At 62.0% G+C, this 19,041-nt stretch carries 13 protein-coding genes; 7 read left to right on the top strand and 6 right to left on the bottom strand.

The window, feature by feature from the left end:
- Positions 1-6 precede the first annotated feature (6 nt).
- The 3 genes from JKA62_RS17295 to JKA62_RS17285 all read left to right on the top strand — a co-directional run bounded on the left by JKA62_RS17295 (position 7) and on the right by JKA62_RS17285 (position 4,501).
- Complete coding sequence (locus JKA62_RS17295) at positions 7-936, top strand: hydrogen peroxide-inducible genes activator (protein WP_007954418.1); 930 nt, start codon at positions 7-9, stop codon at positions 934-936.
- 9 nt (positions 937-945) lie between these two features.
- Positions 946-3,021, top strand: coding sequence for an ATP-dependent DNA helicase RecG (gene recG / locus JKA62_RS17290; protein WP_074689971.1), 2,076 nt, complete (start codon positions 946-948; stop codon positions 3,019-3,021).
- Between the two features lie 79 nt (positions 3,022-3,100).
- On the top strand, positions 3,101-4,501 hold the full coding sequence (locus JKA62_RS17285) for an aminoacyl-tRNA deacylase and HDOD domain-containing protein (RefSeq protein ID WP_011336567.1): 1,401 nt from the start codon (positions 3,101-3,103) through the stop codon (positions 4,499-4,501).
- 145 nt (positions 4,502-4,646) lie between these two features.
- Here the strand turns inward: JKA62_RS17285 and dxs are convergent, their stop codons facing one another.
- The 6 genes from dxs to JKA62_RS17255 all read right to left on the bottom strand — a co-directional run bounded on the left by dxs (position 4,647) and on the right by JKA62_RS17255 (position 11,010).
- Positions 4,647-6,545 (bottom strand): 1-deoxy-D-xylulose-5-phosphate synthase, encoded by a 1,899-nt coding sequence (gene dxs / locus JKA62_RS17280; RefSeq protein WP_064382210.1) that lies wholly within the window; start codon positions 6,543-6,545, stop codon positions 4,647-4,649.
- A gap of 91 nt (positions 6,546-6,636) precedes the next feature.
- Positions 6,637-7,524: a (2E,6E)-farnesyl diphosphate synthase gene (gene ispA, locus JKA62_RS17275; RefSeq protein ID WP_201818776.1), complete on the bottom strand. Its 888-nt coding sequence runs from the start codon at positions 7,522-7,524 to the stop codon at positions 6,637-6,639.
- On the bottom strand, positions 7,521-7,763 hold the full coding sequence (locus JKA62_RS17270; protein WP_007894317.1) for an exodeoxyribonuclease VII small subunit: 243 nt from the start codon (positions 7,761-7,763) through the stop codon (positions 7,521-7,523). Before JKA62_RS17270 ends, ispA begins: the two co-directional genes overlap by 4 nt.
- Before the next feature lie 102 nt (positions 7,764-7,865).
- Positions 7,866-8,456, bottom strand: coding sequence for a retron system putative HNH endonuclease (locus JKA62_RS17265; protein WP_084777013.1), 591 nt, complete (start codon positions 8,454-8,456; stop codon positions 7,866-7,868).
- Complete coding sequence (locus JKA62_RS17260; protein WP_064382206.1) at positions 8,449-9,756, bottom strand: AAA family ATPase; 1,308 nt, start codon at positions 9,754-9,756, stop codon at positions 8,449-8,451. The genes JKA62_RS17265 and JKA62_RS17260 overlap by 8 nt, the downstream gene beginning before the upstream one ends.
- A 120-nt stretch (positions 9,757-9,876) precedes the next feature.
- Positions 9,877-11,010, bottom strand: a complete 1,134-nt coding sequence (locus JKA62_RS17255; protein ID WP_201818774.1) for a Fic family protein — start codon at positions 11,008-11,010, stop codon at positions 9,877-9,879.
- Between the two features lie 277 nt (positions 11,011-11,287).
- On the opposite strand from JKA62_RS17255, the gene JKA62_RS17250 reads away from it, so the two are divergent.
- Genes JKA62_RS17250 through JKA62_RS17235 form a run of 4 tightly spaced genes read left to right on the top strand, consistent with a single transcriptional unit; the run spans position 11,288 to position 19,040 of the window.
- Complete coding sequence (locus JKA62_RS17250; RefSeq protein WP_064599718.1) at positions 11,288-12,079, top strand: YfaP family protein; 792 nt, start codon at positions 11,288-11,290, stop codon at positions 12,077-12,079.
- 51 nt (positions 12,080-12,130) lie between these two features.
- Positions 12,131-13,843: a DUF2138 domain-containing protein gene (locus JKA62_RS17245; protein ID WP_201818771.1), complete on the top strand. Its 1,713-nt coding sequence runs from the start codon at positions 12,131-12,133 to the stop codon at positions 13,841-13,843.
- A complete protein-coding gene (locus JKA62_RS17240) occupies positions 13,813-14,478 on the top strand; it encodes a DUF1175 domain-containing protein (RefSeq protein WP_085654922.1) in 666 nt (221 codons plus the stop codon). Before JKA62_RS17245 ends, JKA62_RS17240 begins: the two co-directional genes overlap by 31 nt.
- Positions 14,475-19,040, top strand: coding sequence for an alpha-2-macroglobulin family protein (locus JKA62_RS17235; RefSeq protein ID WP_201818769.1), 4,566 nt, complete (start codon positions 14,475-14,477; stop codon positions 19,038-19,040). Before JKA62_RS17240 ends, JKA62_RS17235 begins: the two co-directional genes overlap by 4 nt.
- The last annotated feature ends 1 nt before the right edge of the window (position 19,041 follow it).

Below are 19,041 nucleotides of genomic sequence, written 5' to 3'. Positions count from 1 at the left end.
CTTGCTATGACTCTCACAGAATTACGCTACATCGTTACCCTCGCCCAAGAGCAGCATTTCGGCCACGCGGCCGAGCGTTGCCACGTCAGCCAGCCGACCCTGTCGGTGGGCGTGAAAAAGCTTGAAGACGAACTCGGTGTGCTGATTTTCGAGCGCAGCAAAAGCGCCGTGCGCCTGACCCCGGTCGGCGAAGGCATCGTCGCCCAGGCGCAGAAAGTGCTGGAGCAGGCCCAAGGCATCCGCGAGCTGGCCCAGGCCGGCAAGAACCAGCTGACCGCCCCACTGAAAGTCGGCGCAATCTACACCGTCGGCCCGTACCTGTTCCCGCACCTGATTCCGCAACTGCACCGGGTCGCCCCGCAGATGCCGTTGTACATCGAAGAAAACTTCACCCACGTGCTGCGCGACAAACTGCGCAACGGCGAGCTCGACGCGATCATCATCGCCCTGCCGTTCAACGAAGCCGACGTGCTGACCCTGCAACTCTACGACGAGCCGTTCTACGTCCTGATGCCGGCCCAGCACCCGTGGACGCAGAAAGAATCCATCGACGCCGCGCTGCTCAACGACAAGAGCCTGCTGCTGCTCGGTGAAGGCCACTGCTTCCGCGATCAGGTGCTGGAAGCCTGCCCTACCCTGACCAAGGGCAACGACGGCGCCAAGCACACCACGGTCGAATCCAGCTCGCTGGAAACCATTCGTCACATGGTCGCGTCCGGTCTGGGCATCTCGATCCTGCCGCTGTCGGCGGTAGACAGCCACCACTACGCCCCCGGCGTGATCGAAGTGCGCCCGCTGTCGGCACCAGTGCCGTTCCGCACCGTGGCCATCGCCTGGCGCGCCAGCTTCCCACGGCCGAAAGCCATCGAGATCCTCGCCGACTCCATTCGCCTGTGCTCGGTCGCCAAGCCTGCCGCGCCGGTTACGGCCGGGTAAGTCAGCGTCATGACTGAGCTGTCGCAGGTCTCGGTCACCGCACTCAAGGGTGTCGGTGAAGCCATGGCCGAGAAACTGGCCAAGGTCGGCCTGGAAAACCTTCAGGACGTGCTGTTCCACCTGCCGCTGCGTTATCAGGATCGCACCCGCGTGGTGCCGATCGGCGCATTGCGTCCCGGGCAGGACGCCGTGGTCGAAGGCACCGTCAGCGGCGCCGACGTGGTCATGGGCCGGCGTCGCAGCCTCGTCGTGCGTTTGCAGGACGGCACCGGCGGCTTGAGCCTGCGCTTCTACCACTTCAGCAACGCGCAGAAAGAAGGCCTCAAGCGCGGCACGCGGATTCGCTGCTACGGCGAAGCCCGGCCCGGCGCTTCGGGGCTGGAGATCTACCACCCGGAATACCGCGCCATCAACGGCGACGAGCCGCCGCCGGTGGATGAAACCCTGACCCCGGTCTACCCGCTGACCGAAGGCCTGACCCAGGCGCGCCTGCGTCAGTTGTGCATGCAGACCCTGACCCTGCTCAAGCCATCCACCCTGCCCGACTGGCTGCCGACCGAACTGGCTCGCGACTATCAACTGGCGCCGCTGGCCGATGCGATCCGCTACCTGCACAACCCGCCCGCCGATGCCGACGTCGACGAACTCGCCCTCGGCCATCACTGGGCCCAGCATCGCCTGGCTTTCGAAGAACTGCTGACTCACCAGCTATCGCAGCAACGCCTGCGCGAAAGCATGCGCTCCCTGCGCGCGCCGGCGATGCCGAAAGCCACCAAGCTGCCGGCGAAATACCTGGCCAACCTCGGCTTCAATCCGACCGGCGCTCAGCAACGAGTCGGCAACGAAATCGCCTACGACCTCAGTCAGCACGAGCCGATGCTGCGGCTGATTCAGGGCGACGTCGGCGCGGGCAAAACCGTGGTCGCCGCCCTCGCTGCGCTGCAAGCGCTTGAGGCGGGTTATCAGGTCGCACTGATGGCGCCGACCGAGATCCTCGCCGAGCAGCACTTCATCACCTTCAAACGCTGGCTCGAACCGCTGGGCATCGACGTGGCGTGGCTGGCCGGCAAGCTCAAGGGCAAGAACCGCGTCGCCGCGCTGGAACAGATCGCCAGCGGCACGCCGATGGTGGTCGGCACCCACGCGCTGTTCCAGGACGAAGTGCAGTTCAAGAACCTCGCGCTGGTGATCATCGACGAACAACACCGCTTCGGCGTGCAGCAACGTCTGGCGCTGCGGCAGAAAGGCGTCGGCGGGCGCATGTGTCCGCATCAACTGATCATGACCGCCACACCGATTCCGCGGACGCTGGCGATGAGCGCCTACGCCGACCTCGACACCTCGATCCTCGACGAACTGCCGCCCGGCCGAACTCCGGTCAACACCGTGCTGGTCACCGACACCCGCCGCGTCGAAGTCATCGAACGGGTGCGCAGCGCCTGCGCCGAAGGCCGTCAGGCCTACTGGGTGTGCACGCTGATCGAAGAGTCCGAAGAGCTGACCTGCCAGGCCGCCGAAACCACTTTCGAAGACCTGACCGCCGCCCTCGGCGAGTTGAAGGTCGGGCTGATCCACGGCCGCATGAAACCTGCCGAAAAAGCCGCCGTCATGGCCGAATTCAAGGCCGGCAACCTGCAACTGCTGGTCGCCACCACCGTGATCGAAGTCGGCGTCGACGTACCCAACGCCAGCCTGATGATCATCGAGAACCCTGAGCGTCTCGGCCTTGCGCAACTGCACCAGTTGCGCGGTCGTGTCGGCCGGGGCAGCGCGGTCAGCCATTGCGTGCTGCTCTACCATCCGCCGCTGTCGCAGATCGGTCGCCAGCGCCTGGGCATCATGCGCGAGACCAACGACGGTTTCGTCATCGCCGAAAAAGACCTCGAACTGCGCGGCCCCGGCGAAATGCTCGGCACCCGCCAGACCGGCCTGCTGCAATTCAAGGTCGCGGACCTTATGCGCGACGCCGATTTGTTGCCTGCCGTGCGCGATGCCGCCCAGGCCTTGCTCGAACGCTGGCCTACCCACGTCAGCCCGTTGCTCGACCGCTGGCTGCGACACGGGCAGCAATACGGCCAAGTGTGAGCACCGTCGCAGTTTCTGACAGCTCGTTCCAACCAAGCTGGTTATACTCCAGCAATTGTTTCAAAAACGGATACAGACCATGACCGAAGCTGCTCTCGCCCCCGAATCACCGCACGCTCCGTCTGTTATTCGGCTGCTGCTCAACAAGCTGGGCGTCGCCTACGAAGAAGTGCTCGACCACCACGGCCTCAACGCCTCGCGCAAAGTGCAGGCGGTGTTGCTGGACGACGCGGTCGGTGCGCTGATGGTGCTGTTTCCACAGAGCCAGCTGCTGGATCTCAACCGCCTCGCCGAACTGACGGGCCGTCGCCTGACCGCCGTGTCCACCGAGCGCCTGGAAAAGATGCTCGGCAAACACAGCCTGAGCCTGTTGCCGGGCCTGCCGGCGCTGACCAGTTCGCCGTGCCTCTACGAAGAAAGCCTGCTGCGTGAACCGAAGTTGCTGATTAACTCCGGCGAGCCGGGCCTGCTGCTGGAAATCGCCAGCGAAGACTTCAAGACCATGCTGACCAAGGCCAGCGCCGCCAACTTCGGCGAAGCCCTGAGCAGCATCCGCCCGAACCTCGACCGCCCGGACGATGACCGCGAGGAAATCACCCAGGCCGTTCAGGCGTTCACCGCGAGACGCATCCAGCAGCGTCTGGAAGCGACCATCGAGATTCCACCGCTGGCCGAAACCGCACAAAAAATCATCAAGCTGCGCGTCGACCCCAATGCCACCATCGACGACATCACCGGCGTGGTCGAAACCGACCCGGCGCTGGCTGCGCAAGTGGTGAGCTGGGCGGCGTCGCCGTACTACGCGTCGCCGGGCAAGATCCGTTCGGTGGAAGACGCGATCGTCCGCGTGCTGGGCTTCGATCTGGTGATCAACCTGGCGCTGGGCCTGGCCCTCGGCAAGACCCTGAGCCTGCCGAAAGACCACCCGCAACACACCACGCCGTACTGGCAGCAGTCGATCTACACCGCCGCCGTCATCGAAGGCCTGACCCGCGCCATGCCGCGTGCCCAGCGTCCGGAATCCGGCCTGACCTACCTCGCCGGTCTGCTGCACAATTTCGGCTACCTGCTGCTGGCCCACGTGTTCCCGCCGCACTTCTCGCTGATCTGCCGCCACCTGGAGGTCAACCCTCACCTGTGCCACAGCTATGTCGAGCAACACCTGCTGGGCATCAGCCGCGAACAGATCGGCTCCTGGCTGATGCGCTACTGGGACATGCCGGACGAACTGGCCACCGCTCTGCGCTTCCAGCACGACCCGAACTACGACGGCGCCTACGCCGAATACCCGAACCTCGTCTGCCTGGCCGTGCGCCTGCTGCGCAGTCGCGGAATCGGCTCCGGGCCGGATGAAGACATTCCGGATGCGCTGCTGGAGCGCGTTGGTTTGAGCCGCGACAAGGCCAATGATGTGGTCAGCAAAGTGCTTGAGGCGGAAGTGCTGCTGCGGGAACTGGCTTCGCAGTTCAGCCAGGCTTAAAAGCATCGCGGGCAAGCCACGCTCCCACAAGATCTACGCGATCCCTGTGGGAGCGGGCTTGCCCGCGATGGCGTCGGTACATCCAACATCAATGTTGACTGTGCCGACCTCATCGCGGGCAAGCCCGCTCCCACAGGGATGGTGATTACTTGTTGAGCAGTTCCAGGCGCTCCCGCACCGCCGCTTCGATCCCCACTTCATCCAGTCCGCACTCGGCCAGCATCTGCGCCGGTTTGGCGTGCTCGACGTAAACGTCCGGCAAGCCCAGGTGCAGCACCGACTTGAGGATGTTCTCGCGGGCGAGGAATTCGCTGACCGCGCCACCGGCGCCGCCCATGATCGCGTTCTCTTCGATGGTCACCAGCAGGTCGTGGCTGTTGGCGATCTCGCGTACCAGCGCTTCGTCCATCGGTTTGACGAAACGCATGTCGACCACGGTCGCGTCCAGCGTCTCGGCGACTTTCAGGGCTTCGGCCATTTGCACGCCGAACACCAGCAGGGCGACCTTGCTGCCCTGACGACGCACCACGCCCTTACCGATCTCGATCGGTTCGAGGTCTTTCTCGATGGTCGCGTTCGGGCCGGTGCCGCGCGGGTAACGCACCGCCGCCGGGCCGTTGTACAGGTGGCCGGTGGTGAGCATCTTGCGGAGTTCATTTTCATCGCTCGGGGTCATGATCACCATGCCCGGGATGCAGCGCAGGAACGACAGGTCGAAACTGCCGGCGTGGGTCGGGCCGTCTTCGCCCACCAGACCGGCGCGGTCGATGGCGAACAGCACGTCGAGGTTCTGCACCGCGACGTCATGCACCAACTGGTCATAACCGCGTTGCAGGAATGTCGAGTAGATCGCCACCACCGGTTTCGCGCCTTCGCAGGCCATGCCGGCGGCGAGGGTCACGGCGTGTTGCTCGGCAATCGCCACGTCGAAGTAGCGCAGCGGGAAGCGTTCGCTGAACGCCACCAGATCCGAGCCTTCCTTCATCGCCGGGGTGATGCCCACCAGACGCGGGTCGGCAGCGGCCATGTCGCACAGCCACTCACCGAACACGCCGGAATACTTCGGCCCGCCGGCCTTTTTCGGCGCAGCGGCAGGGGCGTCCAGCGGTTCGAGTTTGGTGATGGCGTGGTAACCGATCGGGTCGACTTCCGCCGGTGCGAAGCCTTTGCCTTTCTTGGTGACGATATGCAGGAACTGCGGGCCTTTCAGATCGCGCATGTTGCGCAGGGTAGCGATCAGGGTCGGCAGGTCGTGGCCGTCGATCGGGCCGATGTAGTTCCAGCCCAATTCTTCGAACAGGGTGCCGGGGACCAGCATGCCTTTTGCGTACTCTTCGGTACGACGGGCGATTTCCCAGGCACCGGGCAGGCGCGACAGCACTTTCTTGCTGCCCTCACGCATGCTCGCGTAAGTGCGGCTGGAAAGGATCTTCGCCAGATAGTTCGACAGACCGCCGACGTTGCGCGAGATCGACATGTCGTTGTCGTTGAGGATCACCAGCATGTTGGCGTCGACTTCCGGCGCGTGGTTCAGCGCCTCGAAGGCCATGCCGGCGGTCAGGGCGCCGTCGCCGATCACCGCAATCGCCTTGCGATCGCTGTTCTGCAGGCGGGCGGCGATGGCCATGCCCAGCGCGGCACTGATCGAGGTGCTGGAGTGGCCGACGCCGAAGGTGTCGTACTCGCTCTCGGAACGGCGCGGGAAGGCGGCGATGCCGTCCTTCTGGCGCAGCGTTTCCATGCGCTCGCGACGACCGGTGAGGATCTTGTGCGGATAGGCCTGATGACCGACGTCCCACACCAACCGGTCGTCCGGGGTGTCGAAGACGTAATGCAACGCGATGGTCAGCTCGATGACGCCCAGGCCGGCACCGAAGTGCCCACCGGTCTGGCCGACCGTGTAGAGCAATTCCAGGCGCAACTCATCAGCCAGGGTTTCCAGCTCGGCTTCGCCTAACCGGCGCAGGCCGTCCGGCGTGTTAGCGCGGTCGAGCAGGGGCGTGGTCGGGCGCTTGCGGGGAATCTCATGAAACGTCGTGGGCATCAGGCGAATCGTTATAGGTATAAAAGATGCGGCAGTTTACCTGATGCATCGCCCCCTGCCCACGCGTTGGTCTTTTTTGGCAGATAAGCCTTCAGTTGCGCCGGTCGACGATATACCGGGCCAGATCGCGCAACGGCTCGGCAGCCGCGTCAAACGGTCGCAGCGCGTGCAGGGCCTGATCGCGCAGTTCCAGCGCATAGGCCTTGGCGGCGTCCAGACCGAGCAGTGCCGGGTAGGTCGGCTTGTCGCGGGCGATGTCGGCGCCCTGGCGTTTGCCGAGGGTTTCGGTATCGCTTTCGACGTCGAGAATGTCGTCCTGGACCTGGAATGCCAGGCCGATGGCCTGTGCATAAGTCTGCAGGGACTTGAGTTCATCCTTCTCGGCAGAGCCGCTGGCCAGGGCGCCGAGCCTGACGCTGACTTCGATCAGCGCGCCGGTCTTGTGTCGGTGCATCTGTTCCAGCGCTTTCTGATCAAGCTTGAGGCCGACCGAACCGAGGTCGATGGCCTGACCGCCGACCATGCCAGCCGGGCCCGCCGCGTGCGCCAGTGCTGTGACCTGCTGCAGGCGGATGTCCGCGCTCAGGTCGCTCAGGCGCGGGTCGAGCAGGGCACTGAACGCCAGGCTCTGCAAGCCGTCGCCGGCGAGGATTGCGCAGGCTTCGTCGAATTTCTTGTGAGTCGTCGGCTGGCCGCGACGCAGATCGTCGTCGTCCATCGCCGGCAAATCGTCGTGCACCAGCGAATACGCGTGGATCAGCTCAACCGCACACGCTGCGCCGTTGGCCTGTTCGGCCTTGCCGCCAAGGGCTTCGCATGCGGCGTAGGCCAGCAGCGGGCGCACGCGTTTGCCGCCGTTCATCACGCTGTAGCGCATGGCTTCGTAAAGCCGCGCCAGTTCTGGCAGCGGAGCGTTGAACAGGGTTTCCAGTGCCGCATTGACCCGTGCCTGGCTGGTGGCCGAATACGCTGCAATCATTCTGGCTGATCCGCGTCGAAGGGTTCCTCGGCGAGTTCGCCATCGCGCTCCAGCAACACCTGGACCTTCTGCTCGGCCTGGGCCAGCGCCGCCTGGCAGTCACGGGTCAGGCCGATGCCCTGCTCGAAAGCGGTCAACGAGTCTTCCAGCGACAATTCACCGTTCTCCAGACGCTCCACCAGCGTTTGCAGGTCGGCGAGGGACTGTTCGAAATCCAGTGCAGCTTTTTTGCGGGCCATGGCGGCTAATTCCGGTTGACGTTAAACCGGCGCGACACTAGCAGATAGGGGGGGTATGGGCAAATGAGCGGGGCGGGTCAAAGCCTTGAAATGGCGAAGGCGCTAGCTGATTAACCTGAGCAAAATATGACGGAAAGGGGCTTGTTTCAGAAAGTCTCTCGCCAATTGCGGGTGTTCTTTGAGCAAGCTGACGAACGCTTTTATCCACTTTTCCCGTTCTCGAATGAGTGCTGCACTATGGAGCCCAAGCATATCTCGCGTTTGACGAACCAAATGCCTATTTCTCCTGTTGAGATCGGGCATGGGTTCCAGTGAACCATCTGACGATAAAGAGAACTGCTCATTGCAACCGGGAGCAGGCTCAATCGGGAGAAGCCGATCTCCTTTTCGCTGGCCACATCCGTCTGACCGGATACACCCGTGTGCATAGTTGGTGTAAGAGAAGGTCAAGTGAGGGTGGCCATCACTACCGCGCTTGGGCTTGATGTGGTCAATTTGACCTGTGTCGGGTTGCAGCGGCATTTCACAGTAAACGCAAAGTCCACCTTGATCATTATGGAGGCTCGCCTTCACGATTTTTTTCACCGGGCGGAAAGCCTCTCCATCAAAATCATCTGGTCCCGCGCCGGGATAAGTTTCGTTGAAATCCAGCAGTGCTTTTGGGGGAGCGGGGTTGTGAGTCAACTCAATCATTACGCGTCTTCCTGACCTGCGCCGCGAGGAACGTCCAGAGCGTCATGTCAGCCTCGGAGATTTCGTAACCAGCGTTATCCAGTTCCTGTTTCAACTGGGTAGCTTTTGGGCTGTTACCGGCACCATCCCGGAACAATTGTTCGTACGCGTGGGCAGTTTCAACGATCGCCATCGGAGGGCGGGTGTTGACATTCATGACGCCCGCCAACGCATCTCCGGATTCCTGTGCCAAGGGACTCATAGCCGGTTGTTCTGAAACCCAGCCTTGCTCGTCCTTGTGAATGACACGGATCTGCTCACGATTCGCCGTCGTCAAGACCTGAGGACTATGTGTGCTAACGATGAACTGAATTTTCGGGAACGCTTTGCGAAGTGCTGCCAGGACCTGTTGTTGCCAGGCAGGATGTAGATGCAAATCGACCTCGTCGATCAGAACAATACCTTCTGTGAGCAATGGGGCTTGATCCTCAAACTGACCATTCAGGCGCGCGCAGCGAAATGCCATGTCGGCAGTCAATGAAATCATCGCTCGAACGCCATCACTCAGCAGGCTGATTGGCAGAAGCCCATGATCAGGATGAGACATTGCGAGATCTTCATAGCCAAGGCTGTAGTGAAAGTTACTCCAGCCTTCATTCTCCAGAACCAGATTTACTGCATTTTGAATGCCGGTGATTCTTGGCTTCAGATCCGATTGCTCGTAACCCGGCAACTCTTGTTGTTGAAGCAAGGCCATTGTCGCCTTCCGCATCCATTGCTGCATTTGCACAAAATTTGATGCAGAAGACAGGCAGTCTTCATACCCCATGGTTCTACTGGCACTAACCACCGCTTTTCGTGAGCTGTTGTTGTGTGTGATCCAAAGGCGTCCAGCTGGGTAATAGCTGATTAGCGGCAAAGCAGTTGCAGCCTTGGTTCGTGCTAACTCTTGAAGGTTTTTGCCCCAGTTGGCCAGTGAGGTGGCTTCTTTTGTAGTCGTACGGCTTTTGGGGCCATGCAGTGCTCGTTGCCATTGGATGGCGGGATCATCGAGGACAGCATCAATGATGACTGGAAATCTCTGTTCGTTTTCGAAGCTGTTGCCGAGACGAACGTAACGAGCATCGGTTCGCTCAATGTGCTTGGATTTGCCCATATCGAATGCGCCGACAAATGGCCCCAGCGCGGTGGCAATGGCTTCAAGTATTGTGGTTTTACCCTGCCCGTTACGTGCGGCAATGACCGTCAGCTCAGGATGGAAGTCGATTTCAATGTCTTCAAATCGACGGAAATCCTTTAGTTTCAGTTTGCGCAGCTTCACAGGAGTACCTCTATTTTTCCCGTCCTTGCCGACGGATTTTCTGGCCGTAGTTGACCATGAGATGACATTGAGCTCCAGTCGAAATCTTGAATTGAAACTGGATAATGCTTGGCAGCGCACTCAGTCTGGAGAGTTGATTTGGTAGCGACTGCTCCGCCCTCCTGCGGCTGTCCGTTTCAAACATTTTTTCTTGACCAATTCAGCCAAATGCCTGGTTGCTGTGGCCTTGGACAGTTTTGTTTCCGACTGATACTGCGCTGCGCTGATACCGTGCTCGAAACCGCGCTCACCACCGTCGAGCAAACGATTGAGCACTTTGATCTGCTCCGCCGACAGCCCGGATTCCCGGTGCGCCTGCCAGAAGCGTGATTTTCCCAACACACTTTCAATCCGCGCGATGGCCTGTTGCAGACTGCGCAGCAGGGTTTGCAGGAACCATGCGAGCCAGTCTGTGATGTCCAGCGTGGCTTTCTGGCTCGATTCGAGAATCCGGTAATAGCCCGCGCGGTCGTCGAGAATGCTGGCGGACATCGCATAAAAACGAATGGCCTGCGCTTCGCCTTGAGCCAATGCCAGATCGGTGAGGGTGCGAGTCAGGCGCCCATTGCCGTCGTCGAATGGGTGCAAGGTGACGAACCAGAAGTGTGCGATACCGGCTCGCAGTAAAGGATCGAGGCCTGCCTGATGCTGACTGGCGTCGAACCATTTGAGAAAACTGTCGAGTTGTCGCTCAAGCCCTTGTCGCGGTGGCGCCTCGAAGTGCACGGTCGGGCGGTCGATTCGCCCGGAAACCACCTGCATCGGCTCATCGCCGCGTAATGCGCCTACATTGATTGCTCGCGAAAGGAAACCACTCTCCTGTTCTGGAAACAGCCATGAGTGCCATTCCAGCAATCGTTCCAGCGTCAGCGGTTCGGCAAAACGTTGAGTGGCATCGAGCATCAGTTGCGCCAGCCCCTCGCTGCGCTTGCTGACGTTGTCGCCATCCGGTGATTCCAGCCCCAGACGTCGTGCCAATGAAGAACGCACGGATTCAATATTCAACTGCTCCCCCTCGATGGCCGAGGAGGTCACGATGTTCTGCAGCAACGCGTCCAGCTCAGTCTGAGCGCTCAGTGAATTGCCCACTGATCCCGCCATGCCCATCAATTGTCCCTGCGCCTGAACGCATTCGCGCAACAGCGCAGTGAGATGCTCTGCCTGCCAGTTGAAGTCGGGCCAATCGGGTTGCTGCCAGATCCAGTGAGTTGCCATGAAATGCCGTTCCTGAGTGCGTGAGCCGAATAGAAGTGCTATTCGGCTCATTTCGTGAGCCGAATATGACGCCTATTCGGCTCATCGTCCACTAGTCGCCGTGATTACTACCGCATTTCAAGATGTATCCGATTGTTAAAAAACTGCCGAATCGCTAACCTTCGCGCCTTCTACGACCCGACAGTCACGGGTCTTTCAGACGAAACGCAGTATCGCCCACTGTGAAGCGCCGAGGATCGGGTGCAAGGTTTCGTTCAGGCATGGCAGGAGGCATCACATGCGTTCACTTCTTTTGCTGCTGATCGGCCTGGCCTGCGCGCCCGCGCTGCTGGCGGCGCCGAGCGCGGAGCTGTCGGAGCCGGTGGGCGGCTGGCGCTATCACGGGCTGCTCGATCGCACGGAAAACCCGCAGGTCGCCTATCCCACGCCGCCCATCGATCGCGGCATCCAGCGCAATCGCACGATGATTCAGGGCCAGCTCAAGGCGATCGGGCATCTGCGCCCGCCCCACAGCCTGGCGGTGAATGGCAATCCACTGAATCTGTACACCGACGACGATGGGCGTTTCGCCCGGCCGTATGCGTTCGGCGCCGGCTCCAACAGTGTCGAGGTGATCAGCGCCGACGGCCAGTCGCTCAAGCGCGTTCAATTCTACGAAGCCAACAATTTGCGCACGCCGGCGCGGATCCGCGTGGTGCTCGGTTGGGACGACCCTAAAGCCGAACTCGACCTGCACGTCATTACGCCTGACGGCCAGCACGCCTTCTGGGCGCGGCCGGCGATGAGCAACGGCGGCGGCCTCGATCCGGACGGTGTCGACGGCCCCGGCCCGGAAATGTTCACCATGACCGCGCCGCTGCACGGCACCTATCTGGTTTACGTCAACTATTGGGGCAACTTCGGTAACGGCGGCTATAACTTCGAGGAGACCAGCAACCAGAACGAGGTCATCACCTCGCAGATCACGCTGGTGCTCAACGAAAACACCGTCGACGAAAAACGCGAAACGTTCATCGTGCCCCTGCGGGCCATCGGTGATCTGCTGCTGGTCAAGACTTTCAACTATTAAGCATCCCGCACCACGGATGAACTGCCGAGCTTTGGGAACATGAGCGAGAAGATGAGCGATAACACTGCGAACCCGGCTACCGACGCGCCCGTCGCCAAACCTTCCCGGCGCTGGCCGTTGCTGGCGGTCGGGCTGTGCCTGGTGGCCGGCGTGGCGGGCGGCCTCGGCTGGCTGATGCACAAACCCAAGGCACCACCAGCGGAGTTGGCCAGTGACAAGCTCGGCCTGAGCCGCCCGGACGCGCTGCTGGAAACCCGCTCCCTGAGCCAGTTGCCCAAGGACCTGCTGACGGTGCCGTTCCTCAAGGCCACGCTGACCGAGGATTTCGTCTTCTATTACGAAACCCACGCCGACCGCCTCGGGCTGATCGGCAGTCTGCGGCGGATCATCTACGAGCATGACCTGAAGCTGCAGGACAGCCTGATCGAGCAGCTCTTCGATCAACCGGCAGACGTAGCGTTGTGGCGCGGTGCCGATGGTCGGCTGAAAGATTTCCTGCTGGTGATGGATCGCGGCGGTCTGGCCAAGGTGCTGGAGCCGCTGGCGAAAGTCGCCCTGGATGATTCGCAACTGAGCGTGCTCAGCACCCTGAAAGTCGGCGGCGACGAAGTGCCGCTGTATCAACTGACCTACAACGCCGGCAAATCCCTGCTGTTCGCCTCCCGTGGCGACAAACTGGTGGTGCTGTCCAATCCGGCCAAATTCTACGACCCGGAAAGTGGTGCTTCCGAGGAGTCCGGCCATGTTTCGCCGCAGGCGCTGGCGGCGTTGCTCAATGGCGAAAAACTGTTCCCCGAAGCGTTCGGGTTGCCGGCCAAGACGCCGGAAACCAAGCAGCGCCTGTCGGTCAATTCCAGCGTCCTGGCCATGGGTTATCAACGCTTCATCCCGAATTTCGCCGGCCTGCGTTTCGACATGGACGACAAGGGCTGGCACAGCTATCTCGCCATGGATGAGCTGGAGAACCAGCCGGACTTCGATTTCAAACCGGTCTGGCAAGCCATGCCGCTGGGCGCCAGTGCCTGCGTGACGCTGCCGGTCGCAGCCGAGCCGCAAAAACCGTTGCTGGTGAAACTCGGCGCCGAAGAAGCGGTAGCGCAGAAACTCACCGAGCACGTGGCCGGCGCGGCGGGCCTGTGCTGGTACGCCGATTCGCGGCTGTACACGCCCTTGCTGGTGGCCAGTCTGAACGACGAAGACAACGGCAAGCTCGACGCTGATATCGGCACGCTGTTCGATTCGATGGTCGGCGCTTACGAAGGCAAGGTCGACGAGCACGCGTTCCCCGTGGTGGAAAAACAGGAAGGCCAGAGCCACCTCTGGCAACGTCAGGTCAGCTCCAACTTCGGCCCGTACGCGGCCAAGGATGCCGAGAACCCGGACGCGATCACCGGCCGTGCGTTCATGAAAGTCAGCCTGGCGCGCCACGGTTCGACGCTGCTGTTTTCCCTCGACGACAAACTGGTCGACAAGGCCCTCGGCACCCTCGACAAACGCTTCCCGCCGATGGCCGACGTGCTGCCCAAAGACGTGCTGATGCCGATCTACTTCGGCCCGGACTCAATGGCGCAACTGATCCAGCAGGAAACCCTCGACAGCCTGCCGCAGGACATGGAGCCGGTGTTCTACAACGCCGCACAAACCTACCTGATCCCGAAACTGCGCACCCTCGGCGGCATGGGCAAATACGCCCTGACCTTGCCGGAAGGCAGCGAGCCTGACGGTCACTGGCAATGGCTGCCGCTGGAGTGGAAAGCGCTGTGACCGGACTGATTCGCAGCCTCGGCTTGCTGGCGCTTTTGCTCAGTGCCGGCGCCCGAGCCGCTGAGGCGCCGGCCCTCGATCCCGCGCAGTCCCAGGTCTTTCGCGCCTGGTTCGTGCGCATCGCTCAGGAGCAGTTGAGCAAAGGCCCGAGTCCGCGCTGGTATCAGCAGGACTGCGCGGGGCTGGTGCGTTTCGCCGCCAACGAAGCACTGAAAGTCCATGACGACAAATGGCTGCGCAGCAATGGCGTGTCCAACCGCTACCTGCCGCCGGAGCTGGACCTGAGCGCCGATCAGCGCAAGCTCGCCCAGCAATGGCAGCAGGGCGGCGGCAAGGTCGGGCCCTACGTCAACGCGATCAAACTGATTCAGTTCAACAGCCATCTGATCGGCCGCGACGTGTCCCAGGCACGGCCCGGCGATCTGATGTTTTTCGATCAGGGCGACGACCAGCACCTGATGATCTGGATGGGCCGCTACATCGCCTATCACACCGGCACGACCACCCCAACCGACAACGGCATGCGTTCGGCAAGCCTGCAGCAACTCATGACATGGAAGGACACCCGATGGATACCCGACGCAGCCAACCCCAACTTCATCGGCGTCTATCGACTGAATTTTCTCTCCCAATGACCGGTGCCCGCATGCTGCGTTTACTGCCTTTTCTGTTGCTGTTGACCCTGCCGTTTTCGGCCGTGAATGCCGAAGACACCGTGGAGCCAAGCGGCTACACGCCGGTGTCCGGTGAGAGCTTTTTCCTTTTGGCCGACAGCAGTTTCGCCGCCGATGAACAGGCGGTGGTACGCCTCGAAGCGCCGGGTCGCGACTACCGTCGATTCCGCATGGAACCCTACGGCGGCGCCGACATCCGTGTGTACAAGATCGACAAGCCGCTGGACTTCCTCAAGCGCCAGAAGAACCTGCACCGCGTGGTCAGCGACGGCCAGTTCAAGGGCGAAGGCCTGTCGAACACCCTGGCGTACCTGTGGGACAACTGGTACCGCAAATCCCGTCGGGTGATGCAGCGTGCGTTCTCTTACGAGTCGCGTCAGCAAGTCACCGAGGAAGTGCCGGAGCTGAAGATGGGCAATGCCATCGCTGCGCCGACGCCGTACGACGCGCAACCGCAGTTCGCCCTGATTCCGGGCCTGCCGGTGGTCAGCCAGTTCCGCTATCCACTGTGGCAGGCCAAACCGATCCAGCCGCCGACAGGCGTCAATCTGGCCGGGTCTTCCAGCGAGTTCGTCAGCGTCGCGCCGGGCAACGTCTACATCCCGTTGGGCAACCTGAAACCGGGTCTGTATCTGGTCGAAGCGCTGATCGGCAAGTACCGCGCGACCACCATGGTTTTCGTTTCCAACACCGTCGCGGTGAGCAAGATTGCCGGTGATGAATTGCTGGTGTGGGCCGCACGCAAGCACGAAGGCAGCTCGGTGTCGAAGGTCAATGTGCTGTGGACCGACGGCCTCGGCGTGATGAGCAGCGGCGCCACCGACACCGATGGTCTGCTGCGCCTGAAACACGTCAGCCCCGAGCGTTCGTTCGTGATCGGCGAGGACGAAGAGGGCGGCGTATTCGTCTCGGAAAACTTCTATTACGACAGCGAAATCTACGACACCAAACTCTACGCGTTCACCGACCGGCCGTTGTATCGCCCGGGGGATTGGGTGTCGCTGAAAATCGTCGGCCGCGAATTCAAGAATGCGCGGGACTCGGTATTGCCGGGGGCGGCGGACGTCAATGTCAGCGTGCTCGATGCCACCGGTACCGAGTTGCAGCGGCTCGACCTGAAACTCGATTCCAAGGCCGGTACTCAGGGCCGTTTCCAGTTGCCGGACAACGCCGTGGCCGGTGGTTACGAGCTGCGTTTCAACTACAAGGATCAGGCCTACAGCAGCGCGTTCCGTGTAGCCGAGTACATCAAGCCGCACTTTGAAATTTCGCTGAATCTGGCCAAGCAGGATTACCGAACCGGCGAACCGGTGAAGGGCAGCCTGGTGCTGCTGTACCCGGACGGCAAACCGGTGGCCAATGCCAAGCTGACCCTGAGCCTGCGCGCCCAGCAACTGTCGATGGTCGACAACGAGCTGCAATACCTCGGGCAATTCCCGGTGGAACTGACCAGCACCGAACTGACCACCGACAGCAAAGGCAACGCGACCCTCGACCTGCCGGCCGCCGAAAAGCCCAGCCGCTACATGCTCACCGTGTTTGCCAGCGATGGCGCGGCGTATCGGGTCAAGACCACCAAGGAAATCCTCATCGACCGCGGCGCTGCCAGCTTCCGTCTGACCGCGCCGCAGCGTTTCAGCGCGGTCGGTGACAAGGTCGCGTTCAGCTTCGCCAACGAGGGCGGCAGCCAACAGGCTCAGGCCGTGGTGCCGAGCAGCTACAGCTGGGTGCGTCTGGAAGACCAGACCACCGGCGAAGGCAAACTGGCGGCGAAGGACAAAGGCTTCAGCGTGACGTTTGATCGCCCGGGCACCTACAACCTGTCGCTGAAAGATCAGCACGGCCGAGTGCTGGGTGCGACCGGTCATTCGGTCACCGGCGATGGCGTCAAGGCTGTGCCGGGCACTGTGGAAATCGTCCTCGACAAACCCGAATACAAGGCCGGCGACGAAGCGCTGGCGCTGATCACCTTCCCCGAACCAGTCAGTGATGCACTGCTGTCGCTGGAGCGCGACAAGGTCGAAGCCACCGCGCTGCTGGCCAAGGGCGGCGACTGGCTGAAACTGGAAAAACTCAGCGACACCCAATACCGCGCACGTATTCCGGTGAAGGACACCTTCGCGCCGAACCTGACGTTCTCGGTGCTCTACACCAAGGGCGGTCAGTACAGCTTCCAGAATGCCGGGATCAAGGTTGTTGCGCCGCAGATCGACGTGGCGATCAAAACCGACAAAGACACCTATCAGCCGGGCGATACCGTGACGGTCGACCTCACTACGCAGTTCGCCGGCAAGGCAGTGCCGGCGCACCTGACGGTCAGCGTGGTTGATGAAATGGTCTACGCGTTGCAACCGGAAGTCGCGCCGACCATCGACCAGTTCTTCTACCACCCGCGTCGCAACAACGTGCGCACCAGCGCCAGCCTGTCGTTCATCAGCTACGACGTGGCCTTGCCGGGCAGCCCCGGCGCACCGGGCAAGGCCAACCGCAGCGAGCGTGGGGTGAAAGTGCTGGAGCGGCCGCGTCGCGAAGATGTCGACACCGCAGCATGGCAACCGGAATTGCTGACCGATGCCGACGGCAAGACACGTTTCACGTTCAAGATGCCGGACTCGCTGACCCGCTGGCGCATCACTGCGCGGGCGATTGCCGATGACGGTCAGGTCGGGCAGAAGAAGCAGTTCGTCCGTTCGGAAAAACCGCTGTACCTGAAGTGGAGCGGGCCGAGCAAATTCCGCAAGGGCGATCAGCCGCAACTCGGTGTGTTTGCCTTCAGCCAGGCCGAGAAACCGGTCAAGGCTGAACTGGTGACGCACTACGCCGGCGCCGAACAACGCCTGCCGGTGACCCTCAACAACGGCATCAACTACCTGCCGCTGCCAGCCTTCGCATTGGCCACCGGCGAATGGACCGCCGAGCTGGTGCAGGACGGCAAGACCGCCGACGCCCTCGCGGTGCGCCTGACCGCCACCGGCGAAGGCTGGCAAGTGACGCAGACCCAGAGTCTCGACGTGGCCAGCGGCGATACGCCGTTGAGCCTGCCGGCGGACGCCACCGACATTCGCCTGCGTCTGGACGACAGCCCGCAAGCGCTGTTCCGTTCGGCCCTCGACGATCTGCTCAGCTATCCGTACGGCGGCGTCGAGCAGACCGCCAGCCGTTTGCTGCCGCTGAGCATCGCTTATCCGTCGCTGGCGTCGAGCCCGCAGATCCGCGATCGCTTGCGCCTGATCATGCAGAACAGCCGTCTGCGCCTGGTGCAAATGGCCGGGCCGTCGGCGAGTTTCACCTGGTGGGGCTTCGATGGCGAGCCGGATGCGTTCCTCACCGCTTACGCCTATTACGCCGACTGGAACGCCAGTCAGGTGCTGGATCTGACCTTGCCGCCGGAGCACTGGCAGCGGGTGCTGGAGGTCTACGCCAAGCAGGCGCCGAACACGCCATTGCTGCAACGGGCGCTGATTCTGTCGTTCGCCAAGCAGATGCATCTGCCGGTCAACACGCTGCTCAGCGGTTTGCTGGACGATCTGGCCAAGGCCGGGGAAGGCAATGCCGAAACCCTGATGGACGACGGCGAAGACAGTCTGGTGATGGGCGATCCGGATTCGGCGCTGGGTCTGGCGGCGGCGCGGGTCTTGACCGCATCGCTGGCGACCCAGTCGAAAGTTGCTTTGCCGGATGCATTCAATCGTCAGCTGGGCGCTGCGCAACAGCGCTTGTCGGTCAGCTCGCAGCCGTTTGCCGAGGCGCTGAACCTTTCGCTGCAACCGTTCGATCAGGCTCGTGCGAACGCGCTGCTGCAACGCCTGTTGCCGCAGCAATCGACCCTCGAACGTGCGCTGGCGCTGACCTGGCTGCAACGCAGCATCGCCCAGGCATCGCCGACCATCGCGCTGGCACCGGGCGAAGGCTGGAAGAAAAACTATGGCGCGACCGGCGAGATGTTCTGGACGTGGCAGGGTGCTGCGCCGGTGCCGAGCGTGTTGTCGGTATCGGGCACTCAGGAGCGTCCATTGCGTGCCGCGCTGAGCTTCCAGACTCAACAACCGGCGGTCGATCCGATGGCGGTGACCATCACTCGTCGCCTGTCGCGTCTGGTACCGGGTGACGAAGCCTTCACTTTCAAACTGGAGCCGGTCGGCAGCAAGCCGTTGTCGAGCGACAGTCTGTATCTGGACGAGGTGATCCTCACCAGCAAGGCACCAAAACCGTTGCGCTACGGCATGCTCGAAGTGCCGTTGCCGCCGGGCGCCGATGTCGAGCGCACCACGTGGGGCATCAAGTTGCAGGGCAAGGACGGCACCGAGCCGACCGCGCTGGAGAAGGCGCGGTTCGAACCGGGCCAACTGGCCTACGCGGTTCCGGTGGATGCACTGAGCGGTGAATTGCGTCTGCGCCATCTGGTTCGGTTCTCGCAGAAGGGCCAGTTCAACCTGCCGCCGGTGCGTTTCACTCAGGTTTACGCGCCGCAGCATCAGGCCCGCGAAGCGAAAGCGGCCCTTGGTCAGGTCACGGTCAACTGAC

The sequence above is a fragment of the Pseudomonas sp. B7 genome, from assembly GCF_016735645.1.
In the GTDB taxonomy this organism is placed as follows: domain Bacteria; phylum Pseudomonadota; class Gammaproteobacteria; order Pseudomonadales; family Pseudomonadaceae; genus Aquipseudomonas; species Aquipseudomonas glycinae.
Note: the sequence above shows the minus strand (reverse complement) of the source record. Positions and strands in the feature narration are given on the sequence as shown.

What these genes read in the sequence shown, in the direction of transcription:
- JKA62_RS17295 (WP_007954418.1), top strand. Translation starts at nt 7, where the DNA reads ATGACTCTCACAGAATTACGCTACATCGTTACCCTCGCCCAAGAGCAG.
- recG (WP_074689971.1), top strand. Translation starts at nt 946, where the DNA reads ATGACTGAGCTGTCGCAGGTCTCGGTCACCGCACTCAAGGGTGTCGGT.
- JKA62_RS17285 (WP_011336567.1), top strand. Translation starts at nt 3,101, where the DNA reads ATGACCGAAGCTGCTCTCGCCCCCGAATCACCGCACGCTCCGTCTGTT.
- dxs (WP_064382210.1), bottom strand. Translation starts at nt 6,545, where the DNA reads ATGCCCACGACGTTTCATGAGATTCCCCGCAAGCGCCCGACCACGCCC.
- ispA (WP_201818776.1), bottom strand. Translation starts at nt 7,524, where the DNA reads ATGATTGCAGCGTATTCGGCCACCAGCCAGGCACGGGTCAATGCGGCA.
- JKA62_RS17270 (WP_007894317.1), bottom strand. Translation starts at nt 7,763, where the DNA reads ATGGCCCGCAAAAAAGCTGCACTGGATTTCGAACAGTCCCTCGCCGAC.
- JKA62_RS17265 (WP_084777013.1), bottom strand. Translation starts at nt 8,456, where the DNA reads ATGATTGAGTTGACTCACAACCCCGCTCCCCCAAAAGCACTGCTGGAT.
- JKA62_RS17255 (WP_201818774.1), bottom strand. Translation starts at nt 11,010, where the DNA reads ATGGCAACTCACTGGATCTGGCAGCAACCCGATTGGCCCGACTTCAAC.
- JKA62_RS17250 (WP_064599718.1), top strand. Translation starts at nt 11,288, where the DNA reads ATGCGTTCACTTCTTTTGCTGCTGATCGGCCTGGCCTGCGCGCCCGCG.
- JKA62_RS17245 (WP_201818771.1), top strand. Translation starts at nt 12,131, where the DNA reads ATGAGCGATAACACTGCGAACCCGGCTACCGACGCGCCCGTCGCCAAA.
- JKA62_RS17240 (WP_085654922.1), top strand. Translation starts at nt 13,813, where the DNA reads ATGGCTGCCGCTGGAGTGGAAAGCGCTGTGACCGGACTGATTCGCAGC.
- JKA62_RS17235 (WP_201818769.1), top strand. Translation starts at nt 14,475, where the DNA reads ATGACCGGTGCCCGCATGCTGCGTTTACTGCCTTTTCTGTTGCTGTTG.